This window comes from Variovorax sp. OV329 (assembly GCF_900114785.1).
Taxonomy (GTDB): domain Bacteria; phylum Pseudomonadota; class Gammaproteobacteria; order Burkholderiales; family Burkholderiaceae_C; genus Variovorax.
This window is the reverse complement of sequence record NZ_FOUG01000005.1, coordinates 389,076-401,127: the sequence shown is the minus strand read 5'-3', so window position 1 is coordinate 401,127 and position 12,052 is coordinate 389,076. Positions and strand designations below refer to the sequence as shown.

Annotated in this window: 8 protein-coding genes and 1 tRNA gene; 6 read left to right on the top strand and 3 right to left on the bottom strand. The window is 68.6% G+C overall.

Features of this window, described 5'->3' with window-relative positions; translation table 11 throughout:
- The first annotated feature begins 90 nt into the window (after window positions 1–90).
- A complete protein-coding gene (locus BM345_RS11415; protein WP_093379346.1) occupies window positions 91–1,476 on the top strand; it encodes a transporter in 1,386 nt (461 codons plus the stop codon).
- 12 nt (window positions 1,477–1,488) lie between these two features.
- Entirely contained in the window at window positions 1,489–2,925 is a 1,437-nt protein-coding gene (locus tag BM345_RS11410) for a sigma-54 interaction domain-containing protein (protein WP_254789686.1), read from the top strand.
- Here BM345_RS11410 and hpnE read toward each other — a convergent pair.
- The 3 genes from hpnE to hpnC form a co-directional block, all read right to left on the bottom strand.
- Entirely contained in the window at window positions 2,856–4,109 is a 1,254-nt protein-coding gene (gene hpnE, locus BM345_RS11405) for a hydroxysqualene dehydroxylase HpnE (RefSeq protein ID WP_093379340.1), read from the bottom strand. The genes BM345_RS11410 and hpnE overlap by 70 nt on opposite strands.
- A 19-nt stretch (window positions 4,110–4,128) precedes the next feature.
- Complete coding sequence (gene hpnD / locus BM345_RS11400; protein ID WP_093379338.1) at window positions 4,129–4,980, bottom strand: presqualene diphosphate synthase HpnD; 852 nt, start codon at window positions 4,978–4,980, stop codon at window positions 4,129–4,131.
- Window positions 4,981–5,052: 72 nt separating this feature from the next.
- Window positions 5,053–5,961, bottom strand: coding sequence for a squalene synthase HpnC (gene hpnC, locus BM345_RS11395; protein WP_093379335.1), 909 nt, complete (start codon window positions 5,959–5,961; stop codon window positions 5,053–5,055).
- Between the two features lie 117 nt (window positions 5,962–6,078).
- Here hpnC and BM345_RS11390 point away from each other — a divergent pair, with 117 nt between their 5' ends.
- From BM345_RS11390 to tig, 4 genes are all read left to right on the top strand, one after another.
- Window positions 6,079–7,257 (top strand): efflux RND transporter periplasmic adaptor subunit, encoded by a 1,179-nt coding sequence (locus BM345_RS11390; protein WP_093379333.1) that lies wholly within the window; start codon window positions 6,079–6,081, stop codon window positions 7,255–7,257.
- 13 nt (window positions 7,258–7,270) lie between these two features.
- Window positions 7,271–10,465 carry an efflux RND transporter permease subunit gene (locus BM345_RS11385; protein ID WP_093379330.1) on the top strand — a complete coding sequence of 1,065 codons (3,195 nt, stop codon included), beginning with the start codon at window positions 7,271–7,273 and terminating at the stop codon, window positions 10,463–10,465.
- Window positions 10,466–10,601: 136 nt separating this feature from the next.
- Window positions 10,602–10,688: transfer RNA gene (locus tag BM345_RS11380), tRNA-Leu, on the top strand.
- A 31-nt stretch (window positions 10,689–10,719) separates the two neighbouring features.
- Window positions 10,720–12,033 carry a trigger factor gene (tig, locus tag BM345_RS11375; RefSeq protein ID WP_093379328.1) on the top strand — a complete coding sequence of 438 codons (1,314 nt, stop codon included), beginning with the start codon at window positions 10,720–10,722 and terminating at the stop codon, window positions 12,031–12,033.
- The last annotated feature ends 19 nt before the right edge of the window (window positions 12,034–12,052 follow it).

Genomic DNA, 12,052 nt, shown 5'->3' with positions numbered 1-12,052 from the left:
ACTTTTGTTTGCACATTGCGTCTTCTGGACTTCATAGGGAAGGCTTACGCTGCCTCCTCGAGCATTCAATAACAATTGCCGAGGGGGCTCATGGAGACATCCGACCGGCGCCAATGGCGCTTGCTTGTGCTGTGCTCTTCACTGGCATGCGCAGGCATGGGCGCGCACGCGCAGCAGCAGGCCCAGGCGGGCAGGAACACGGGTCGCAATGCCGTGCCAACCGCCCAGCGCGTCGATGCCCTGCAGCAGCAGGTCGAGGTGCAGGGCCAGCAGATCGAGCAGCTGCGCAGCCAGCTTGCCGAGCAGGCGCAGCGCTACAAGGAACTGCAGGACCGCCTCGGTGCGCCGCAGGAAGCCCGCCAGGAGGCGCGCAAGCCCGCGGTCCGTCCGCCCGGCACGCCGGTGCCTGACGGCAGCGGCACCGCTGCGAGTGCCGCGGTTGCGGCCGAGGCCGGCGCGCAGGCCGCAAGCCAGGGCCAGCGGCCGGTGCAGGTGGGTGTGGCGCCGGCCGAGGAGGCCAAGGCGCCCCCCATGGCGCAGATCTTCGACGAGCCCAGCATCCTCACGCCGAAGGGCCACTTCGTGCTGGAGCCTTCGCTGCAATACAACTACTCGTCCAACGACCGTGTGGCCCTGGTGGGCTACACGGTGATCCCGGCCGTGCTCATCGGCCTGATCGACGTGCGCGAGGTCAAGCGCAACACCTTCATCCCGACGCTCACCGGCCGCTGGGGCGTCACCAACAAGGCCGAGCTGGAGCTGAAGGTGCCCTATGTGATCCGCGACGACCAGACCGTGAGCCGCGAGATATTCACCGGCTCGGCGCTGGACAACGTCTTCTCCACCCGCGGAAACGGCATCGGCGACGTCGAGTTGGCCATGCGCTACCAGCTCTTCAGCGCCAAGGAGAACTGGCCCTACCTGGTGGGCGGGCTGCGCTTCAAGTCGCGCACCGGCACCGATCCCTTCGAAGTCATCACCGACTGCGTGACCCGCTGCCTGGGCAACACCACCGGCACCGGCTTGCCGCTGGAGGCGGCCACCGGCTCGGGCTTCTATTCGCTGCAGCCCAGCCTCACCTGGCTCTACCCGACCGACCCGGCTGTGTTCTTCGGTGGCCTGAGCTACACCTACAACTTCTCGCGCGACAACATCAGCCGCCTGGTGCTCGACAACCAGCGCGAGCAGCTGGGCAGCATCAAGCCGGGAGACGTGTGGGGCCTGAACTTCGGCATGGGCCTGTCGATCAACGAGCGCTCTTCCTTCAGCATGGGCGTGGAGCTGTACTCGATCGGCCCGACCGAGCAGAACGGACAGACGGTGCGCGGCTCGGTGCGCACCCAGCTGGCATCGCTGCTGCTTGGCTACTCCTTCCGCCTGACGGACAAGACCAACATCAACGTCTCGGTGGGGGCGGGCCTGACCAAGGACACGCCCGACCTGAGCCTGACCGTGCGCGTCCCCATGTCCTTCTGAGAGCCAGACCCTGTGCGCCAATTGACTTGCACGATGCCGCCGCCCGAGGTTCTCTGCCTGACGCTGGATGGCGATGCGAGCGAGGCTGCGGCCCAGCTCGTGGCGCACGACTGGGCGGTCACTCATGCCCACAGCGTGGCCGCCGCCCAGCGCATGCTGGCACATGGCAGCTTCAACGTGGGCCTGCTGATCGTCGGGACGGGGCCGGGCGTGCCGCTCGCATCCATCGAGGCGCTGGTGCATTCCTCGGATACCACCGAGTGGATCGCGCTGTGCGAGGCGCCGGCTCTGGAAGTGCCCGAGTTCCGCGACCTGGTGCTCGACGGCTTCTTCGACCAGCAGGTCCTGCCAGTGGAGTGGCACGCGCTGTCGGTGATGCTGCTGCATGCGCAGCAGCGCGCGCTGCTGCGCCAGGGCCGGCGCAACGAGGCGCGCGGGCACGACGCGCTGGGCATGGTGGGGCAGAGCGCGGTGATCGGGCGGCTGCGCGCCGAGATCCGCAAGGTGTCTGCCACGGATGCGCCGGTGCTCATCGGCGGCGAGAGCGGCAGCGGCAAGGAACTGGCTGCACGCGCCATCCACCAGTGCTCGCAGCGCGCGGCCGGGCCCTTCGTGGTGGTCAACTGCGGCGCCATCGCGCCGACGCTGATCCATTCGGAGCTGTTCGGGCATGAGCGCGGCGCCTTCACCGGTGCCTCGTCGGAGCGGCACGGGCTGATCGAGGCGGCCAACGGCGGCACCATCTTCCTGGACGAGATCGGCGACCTGCCGCTGGACCTGCAGACCAACCTGCTGCGCTTCCTGCAGGAAAAGACCATCATCCGCGTGGGCGCGGTGCGCAACCTGAAGGTGGATGTGCGCGTGGTGGCGGCGTCCCATGTGGACCTGGCCGAGGCGGTGGCGGTGGGGCGCTTTCGCGAAGACCTGTTCTATCGCCTGAACGTGCTGTCCATCGACGTGCAGCCGCTGCGCCGGCGCATGGAGGACGTGCGGGTGCTGGCCGAGCACTTCTTCCAGCGCTGCGCGTCCACCAGCCGCACGCGGGCCCGAGGCTTCAGCCGGCAGTCATTGGAAGCGATGCAGGCGCACGCCTGGCCGGGCAATGTGCGCGAGCTCTACAACCGGGTGCAGCGCGCGGTGGTCATGACCGACCGGCGCCTGATCGCGCCGGCCGACCTGGGCCTGTCGATGGCCGACAGCGCGGTGGGCGTGGCGCTCAACACCGCGCGGACCACCGCCGAGCGGGACGTGATCTGTCTCACGCTCAACCGGGTGGGCCGCAACATCACCCATGCGGCGCGCGAGCTGGGCGTGTCGCGCATGACGCTCTACCGCCTGATGGACAAGCACCGCATCTCGCTGGACGAGCAGATGGCGGCTCAGGCGCTGCCCAGCTGGAGCGCCGCACCCGCGCCGCTTCGCACCGCGCCTTCCAGGGTCGCGGGGTAGGGCCCCTCGATGTAGTCGCCGCAGGCCAGCAGGCCTGGTGCGATGCGCACGGGTGGGCGAACGAGGTCCGGCGTGCAGGCAAAGGTCGCACGCTTCTCGACCACCGTCTGCAGCACGCGCAGGCGCGTCTCCTGCAATTGCACCGCGGCCTGGGCCAGCACCTGCGATTGCAGCGCTTCCCGTTCGGTTGCACTGGCGCTCACCACGAAGGCCAGCAGGCCTTGCGGGCCACCGAGCTGGCCGCGGTCGAACACGAACTGCGCCGGCGCGCCAGGGCCGCTTCGAAGCGAGACCATCGGCGCCGCGAGCGGCCGCAGCGCGCCCTGGGTGTAGACGGTGGCAATGGCCTCATAGCGCAGCGCCTCGGCGGTCGCGGCCCAGTGCGGGTTGGCTTCGCGCGCCAGCCGTGCGGCCTCCCAGGGCGGGCCGGCCAGCACCACCTGGTCGTAGGCCTCGCCGTCGATATGCCAGCGGTCTCCGTCGGCCTGCAGCGACTGCACGCGGCGGCCCAGTCGCAGTGGCGCGCCATGCTGCGAGAGCCAGGCGGCGGCAGCGTCGGGCAGCAGGCGGCCCAGGTCGACGCGAGGCAGCAGCAGGTCGGCGCCACCGCGTCCTGAAAACAGCGCGTCGTGCAGCACGCGCAGGAAGACTTCGCCGCTGGACTGGTCCACCGGCGTGTTGAGGGCCGACACGCACAGCGGCTCGACCAGCTCCTTCATCACGCGCGGCGTGAGGCCGGCGCACAACTCGGCCACCGACGCCTGCGGTGCGCAGCGGAAGCCCGAGGCACGCCAGCCGAGGGCGGTGCGCAGAAGCGAAGCCTTGTCGCGCAGTGTCCAGCCGCGCGCGCCGAAGAGGATGCCTGCGAGCAGGTCCAGCGGCGCCGGCAGCCGGGGAAGGGCGAGGCCGCCGCCATCGGCGAAGCGAAGCTGCAGCGGCGTGCGCAGCAGGGCAGCGTCCGGATCGACGCCGAGTTCGCGCATCATGGCCAGGGTGGCGCTGTAGGCGCCGATCAGGATGTGCTGGCCGTTGTCCAGGGCCAGGCCCTCGTCGCCGTCCACGCGGCGGGCGCGGCCGCCTAGCGTGCGGGCGGCCTCGAAGACGACCACCTGGTGCCCGGCGCGCGTGGCGTGCACGGCGCAGGCCAGGCCGGCCCAGCCGGCGCCCACCACGGCCAGCTTCATGGGCGGGCGTCCTCGGTGCTCACAGGCGCCCCAGGGCCTGCACCTTCCAGGCCAGCCAGAGCTTGCGCAGCGGCGTGAGGCTGACGCGCTGGTTGAGCACCTGGAAGTCGTCGCGCTCGATCTCGCGCAGCAGGGTGCGGTAGATGCTGGCCATCATCAGGCCCGGCTTCTGCGCGCGGCGGTCGGCCGCGGGCAGCAAGGCCAGCGCCTCGTCGTAGCAGCGGTGCGCGCGCTCGGCCTGGAAGCGCATCAGCTTCACGAAGCGTTCGGAATGCACGCGGTTGAGGATCTCGTGCGCCTTCACGTCGAACTGCTGCAGCTCGTTCACCGGCAGGTAGATGCGGCCGCGCAGCGCGTCTTCGCCCACGTCGCGGATCACGTTGGTGAGCTGCAGGGCCAGCCCCAGCTTGTGTGCGTACTCGGTGGTGGCGGGCTGGGTCTGCCCGAAGATGCCGGCCGCGACTTCGCCCACCACGCCGGCCACCAGGTGGCAGTAGCGCGCGAGGCCGGGAAAGTCCAGGTAGCGGGTCTGCTCCAGGTCCATCTGGCAGCCGCGGATCACGTCCTGCAGCTGGCGCTCCTGGATGCCGAAGGCCTTCACGTGCGGTATCAGCGCCAGCATCACCGGATGGTGCGGCTGGCCGGCGAAGGCCTGCGCCACTTCGCTTTGCCACCAGGCCAGCTTGGTGGCGGCCACGCCGGGGTCGCTGACCTCGTCCACCACGTCGTCCACCTCGCGGCAGAAGGCATAGAAGGCCGTGATCGCGGCGCGGCGCTCCTTGGGCAGGAAGAGGAAGGCGTAATAGAAGCTGCTGCCCGAAGCCGCGGCCTTGTCCTGGACGTATTGCTCGGGAGTACTGGTGGAAGACATCGACGGTCGCGGGCTTTTTCTTTTGGACCGGCGATTGTCGGGGATAGCGCGTGCCTCATTCGCACGGCCCCCTCAGCCGCGCATCCACAGGGCCTTCCACGCCATGCGCGGCAGGTCGCCCTTGCCGACACTGGGTCGGCGCGAGAAGCTGTCGAAGCCCTGGGCCTCGATCTTGTCGAGGATGGCCAGGCCGCCCTGCACGACGAAGCGCAGCTCCCAGCCCATGCGCCCAGGCAGGCGGTGGACCAGCGGTGCGCCTTCCATCATGAGCGCGCGGGCCCAGCGCACCAGTTCCCGGACCATCTGCAGGGCCATGGCTGGCGGCGGGGCCTCGCCCAGCGGGCGGAAGGCCTGGAGCTGCTCGCGGGCCAGGCCGTGCGCCTCCAGGTCCGCATCGGGCAGGTAGTGGCGGTGGCGCGGCAGGTCCACGCTGATGTCCTGCCAGAAGTTGATCAGCTGCAGGGCGGAACAGATGGCGTCGCTTTGTCGCCTGGCCTTGTCATCGCGCACCTCGTACAGGTGCAGCAGAAGCCGGCCGATCGGGTTGGCGGAACGGCGGCAGTAGTCCAGCAGTTCGGTGCGGCCGGGGTAGCTGGCGCCATCGCGCGTCATCTCGATGTCCTGCGAGAAGGCCGACAGCAGGTCGGCCATAGGCTCTTCGGGCAGGGCGTGGTTCGCCATCGCCCAGGCCACCGGTCCGAACACCTTGGGCCATTGGTCGGAGAAGGCCTCGCCACGTGCCGCCGACGCGAGGTCGGCGCGGTAGGCGCGCAGCTGTTCCAGTCGCTCGTCCGGGCTGGCGTCGCCCTCGTCGGCGATGTCGTCCGCCGTGCGCGCGAAGGCATAGATGACGCCGATGGGCGCGCGCAGGTGCGGCGGGCACAGCCAGGACGCGACCGGGAAGTTCTCGTAGTGCTGCCCGGCAACGGCGGGCTGCGAAGCGGAAGGGTTGGGGGGTGGGGAGGCCGGCACGCCGCGCATTGTGGGGCAGGGCGCACTTGCCTTTCGCGTTCGCGTTGACACGAATTCGTGTTTACCCTAGATTACTAACCCGTTGGTCATTAATGACCCTTTTCCATCCCCGCTTCAGGTGCCTACATGACCGAGCCGACCACCTTCGTCCACCTTGTCCGCACCGCAGGCGCCGTGCTCCTCGTGGCCGGCAGCCTCGCCGCCTGCAAGCAGGCGCCGCCGCCGCCCGAACCCATCCGCGCGGTGAAGGTGATGGAGGTGGGCAGCGGCTCCTTCGGGTCGGCCGTCGAGTACGCGGGCGAGGTCAAGGCCCGCGTCGAAAGCCGGCTGGGATTCCGCGTGGCCGGCAAGATCACGCACCGCCAGGCCGAGGTGGGCCAGCATGTGCAGCCGGGCGCGGTGCTCGCCCAGCTCGACCCCAAGGACTACCAGCTCGCCGCCGAGGCTGCCCGCGCGCAATCCAATGCCGCGCTGACCAACCGCGACCTCGCGGCGGCCGACCTCAAGCGCTACCAGGGCCTGCGCGCCCAGAACTTCATCAGCGAGGCCGAGCTGCAGCGCCGCGAGAGCACCTTCAAGTCCGCGCAGGCGCAGTTCGAGCAGGCGCAGGCGCAGGTGGCCTCGCAGGGCAACCAGGCCCGCTACACCAACCTGGTGGCCGACGTGGCGGGCATCGTCACCGCTGTCGAAGCCGAGCCCGGCCAGGTGGTGAGCGCCGGCACGCCGGTGGTCCGCATCGCCAACGACGGCGCGCGCGACGTGGTGTTCGCGGTGCCCGAGGACCGCGCCTCGCTGGTCAAGCCCGGCTCGCCGGTGAGCATCCGCAGCTGGGCGGACAACGGGCAGCCCATGGAAGGCACGGTGCGTGAAGTGGCCGCCGCGGCCGATGCCGTGACCCGCACCTACACCGTGAAGGTGGCCGTCGACGCTGCCAGTGCGCCGCCCCTGGGTGCCACCGTGTATGCGCAGCCGAAGGCGCTCTCGCACGTGGGCACGCCCGTGATCAAGCTGCCCACCAGCGCCTTGCGGCGCGAAGGGCAGGGCACGGCGGTCTGGGTGCTCGACAAGACCAGCATGACGGTGCGTTCGCAGCCCGTGCAGGTGGCCACAGCCGACGGCAACGAGGCGGTGATCGCCGCGGGCGTCACGCCCGGCATGCTGGTGGTGTCGGCCGGGGTGCACGTGCTCTCGCCGGGGCAGAAGGTGAGCATCTACCACGACAAGTACAGCAAGCCCGAGCCGGCCACCGCGGCAACGCCGCAGGCCGCGCCCGCCGGCACCGCCTCCGCCGCCACCCAACGCTGAAGAGGCCGCCACGATGACGTCCGAAAACGCCACCGCGACCGAGCCGCAGAAGAAGGGCTTCAATCTCTCCCGCTGGGCGCTCGAGCACGAGCCGCTGACGCGCTACCTCATGGTGGTGCTGATGCTGCTGGGCTTCGCCTCGTACTTCCAGCTGGGGCAGGACGAGGACCCGCCCTTCACCTTCCGCGCCATGGTGGTCCGCACCTACTGGCCCGGCGCCACCGCGCAGCAGGTGGCCGAGCAGGTCACCGACAAGATCGAGCGCACGCTCCAGGAAGTGCCCTACGCCGACATCATCCGCAGCTACTCCAAGCCGGGCGAGTCGCAGATCATCTTCCAGATCAAGGACTACTCGCGGCCCAGCGAGGTGCCCGACGTCTGGTATGCGGTGCGCAAGAAGATCGGCGACATGCGCTTCACGCTGCCCTCGGGCATCCAGGGGCCTTTCTTCAACGACGAGTTCGGCGACGTCTACGGCGTCATCTACGCGCTGGAGGCCGACGGCTTCTCGCCCGCCGAGGTGAAGGCGGTAGCCGACGACGTGCGCCAGCAGCTGCTGCGCGTGAAGTACGTGGCCAAGGTCGAGCAGTTCGGCGTGCAGGACGAGAAGGTCTACATCGAGATCTCGCAGAAGCGCCTGGCGCAGCTGGGCCTGGATTTCAACGCCGTGCTGCAGCAGCTGGGCATGCAGAACGCGGTGGAAAGCGCCGGCACCATCCAGTCGCCGCAGGACGTGGTGCAGGTGCGCGTGGCCGGCCAGTTCTCCGACGTGGAGCAATTGCGCGCCATGCCCATCCGCGGCAGCTCGGGCAACCAGCTGCGCCTGGGCGACATCGCCGAGGTTCACCGCGGCTACGTCGATCCGCCCAGCGTCAAGGTGCGCCACCAGGGCCACGACGTGATCGGGCTGGGCGTGTCCATGACCAAGGGAGGCGACATCATCGCCCTGGGCAAGTCGCTGCGCGCGGCCACCGACGAGATCGGCCGCCACCTGCCGGCGGGAATGCGCCTGGCGCAGGTGCAGGACCAGCCGGTGGCGGTGGCCACCTCGGTCAACGAGTTCGTGCGCGTGCTGATCGAGGCGGTGGTGATCGTGCTGGCCGTCAGCTTCATCGCGCTGGGCCTGCACAAGGGCGGGCGCTTCGGCTGGTACGTGGACGTGCGCCCAGGCCTGGTGGTGGCCATCACCATTCCGCTGGTGCTGGCCGTGACCTTCCTGGCCATGAACTACTTCGGCATCGGCCTGCACAAGATATCGCTGGGCTCGCTGATCATCGCACTGGGCCTGCTGGTGGACGACGCCATCATCGCCGTGGAGATGATGGTGCGGAAGATGGAGGAGGGCTACGACAAGGTGCGTGCCGCCACCTTCGCCTACGACGTGACGGCCAAGCCCATGCTCACGGGCACGCTCATCACCGCCGCGGGCTTCCTGCCCATCGGCCTGGCCAAGTCCACGGTGGGCGAATACACCTTCGCGATCTTCTTCGTGACGGTGATCGCGCTGGTGCTGTCCTGGCTGGTGTCGGTGTACTTCGTGCCCTACCTGGGCACGCTGCTGCTCAAGGTCAAGCCGCACGACCCCGATGCGCCGCCGCACGAGCTGTTCGACACGCCCTTCTACAACGGCTTCAGGGCCACGGTGAACTGGTGCGTGCAGCATCGCTGGATCACCATCGCGGCCACCATCTTGATCTTCGCGCTGGGCGTCGTGGGCATGGGCAAGGTGCAGCAGCAGTTCTTCCCCGACTCCAGCCGCAACGAGATCCTGGTGGACGTGTGGTTCCCCGAGGGCACCTCCTTCGCCGCGAACGAAGAGGTGACCCGCCGCATCGAGCAGCGCCTGATGAAGGAGCCCGGCGTGAAGACGGTGAGCACCTGGGTGGGCTCGGGCGTGCCGCGCTTCTACCTGCCGCTGGACCAGGTGTTCCCGCAGACGAACGTGTCGCAGTTCATCGTGCTGAGCGAAAGCGTGCGTGAGCGCGAGCGGCTGCGGGTGCTGTTCCCCGGCTTGCTGGCCGAGGAGTTTCCGGAAGTCCGCGGCCGCGTGAAGCTGCTGCCCAACGGCCCGCCGGTGCCCTATCCGGTGCAGTTCCGCGTGCTGGGCAGCGACCCGGTGCAGTTGCGCGCCTACGCCGACGAGGTGAAGGAGAAGATGCGCGCCAACCCGAACATGCGCGGCGTCAACGACAACTGGAACGAGTCGGTCAAGGTGATCCGCCTGGAAGTCGACCAGGCCAAGGCACGCGCCCTGGGCGTGAGCAGCCAGGCCATCGCGCAGGCCTCGCGCACCATGTTCACCGGCACCAACGTGGGCCAGTTCCGCGAGAACGACAAGCTGATCGACATCGTGCTGCGCCAGTCGCCGGACGAGCGCGAAGCCATCTCGGACCTGGGCAACGCCTACCTGCCCACGACCTCGGGCCGCTCCATTCCGCTGTCGCAGATCGCCAAGCCGGTGTTCAGCTGGGAGCCGGGCGTGATGTGGCGCGAGGGCCGAAACTACGCCATCACCGTGCAGGGCGACATCGTCGAGGGGCTGCAGGGCGCCACCGTCACGCAGCAGCTGCTGCCCGGCCTGCGCGACCTGGAGGCCAAGTGGCAGGACGACGGCGGCGCCGGCTACCGCATCCAGGTGGCGGGCGCGGTGGAGGAAAGCAGCAAGGGCTCGTCCTCCATCGTGACGGGGGTGCCGGTGATGCTCTTCATCATCTTCACGCTGCTCATGCTGCAGCTGCACAGCTTCAGCCGTGCCATGCTGGTGTTCATCACCGGCCCGCTGGGGATCGCCGGCGTGGCGGCTGCGCTGATGCTCTCGAACCGGCCCTTCGGCTTCGTGGCGCTGCTGGGCGTGATCGCCCTGGGCGGCATGATCCAGCGCAACTCGGTGATCCTGATCGACCAGATCGAGATGGATCGCGCCGCCGGCGTGCCGGCCTGGGACGCGATCGTCGAGTCGGCGGTGCGGCGTCTGCGGCCGATCGTGCTGACCGCCGCGGCTGCGGTGCTGGCCATGGTGCCGCTGTCACGCAGCGTGTTCTGGGGCCCCATGGCGGTGTCCATCATGGGCGGCCTGGTCGTGGCCACCGTGCTGACGCTGTTGGCGCTGCCGGCCATGTACGCCGCCTGGTTCCGCGTCAAGCGCGACACGCCCGGAATTCCAAAGGGCAAGGCCCATCCGGACGAGGGCCATCCAGCGCACGCGTGACGCATTCAACGCCGACCTGAGGCAACCCCAAAAGAATCGGCCCCAAAGCCGATTAAAATAGGCGGTTGCCAATTTCGCGGGCGGCTTTTCCCAGGGAAGTCGCTCGCACCTGAAGAATTTCTGTACTTGCAGACAAGCGCGGGTGGCGAAATTGGTAGACGCACCAGGTTTAGGTCCTGACGCTCGCAAGAGCGTGCCGGTTCGAGTCCGGCCCCGCGCACCAGTACAGAACACCCCTCACAAGGAAAAGCCAAATGACCGTGAACGTTGAAACCCTCGAGAAGCTCGAACGCAAGATCACGCTGACCTTGCCCGTCGGCGTCATCCAGTCCGAAGTGGACTCGCGCCTCAAGAAGCTGGCGCGCACCGTGAAGATGGACGGTTTCCGTCCCGGCAAGGTGCCGATGACCGTCGTGGCCCAGCGCTACGGCTACTCGGTGCACTACGAGGTCATGAACGACAAGGTCGGCCAGGCTTTCTCCCAGGCCGCCAACGAGGCCAAGCTGCGCGTGGCAGGCCAGCCCCGCATCACCGAGAAGGAAAACGCGCCCGAGGGCGAGATGGCCTTCGACGCCGTGTTCGAGGTGTTCCCCGAGGTCAAGATCAACGACCTGTCCGGCGCTTCGGTCGAGAAGCTGACCGCCGACGTGACCGACGAGGCCATCGACAAGACCGTCGACATCCTGCGCAAGCAGCGCCGTACCTTCGCGCAGCGCCCGGCTGATGCGCAAGCGCAGGACGGCGACCGCGTCACCGTCGACTTCGAAGGCAAGATCGACGGCGAGCCCTTCCAGGGCGGCAAGGCCGACGACTTCCAGTTCATCGTCGGCGAAGGCCAGATGCTCAAGGAATTTGAGGACGCCGTGCGCGGCCTGAAAGTGGGCGACAGCCGCACCTTCCCGTTGTCCTTCCCGGCCGACTACCACGGCAAGGACGTGGCCGGCAAGCAGGCCGACTTCATGGTCACCGTGAAGAAACTGGAAGCCGGCAACCTGCCCGAAGTGAACGAGGCCCTGGCCAAGTCGCTGGGCATCGCCGACGCCACGGTCGAAGGCCTGCGCGCCGACATCAAGAAGAACCTGGAGCGCGAAGTCAAGTTCCGCCTGCTGGCGCGCAACAAGAACGCCGTCATGGACGCGCTGGTGGCCAACGCCGAACTCGACCTGCCCAACGCCAGCGTGCAGTCCGAAGTGGACCGCATGGTGGAAGGCGCCCGCGCCGAGCTCAAGCAGCGCGGCATCAAGGACGCCGACAAGGCCCCGATCCCCGACGAGGTGTTCCGCCCGCAAGCCGAGCGCCGCGTGCGCCTGGGCCTGGTGGTGGCCGAGCTGGTGCGTGCCAACGAACTGCAGGCCAAGCCCGAGCAGATCAAGGCCCACGTGGACGAATTGGCCGCCAGCTACGAGAAGCCGGCCGACGTGGTGCGCTGGTACTTCAGCGACGCCAACCGCCTGGCCGAAGTCGAGGCCGTCGTCATCGAGAACAACGTGACCGACTTCGTGCTGTCCAAGGCCAAGGTGGAAGAGAAGGCCGTTTCCTTCGACGAACTGATGGCGCAGCAGGGCTGATCGCCCGTTACTGTCCCTC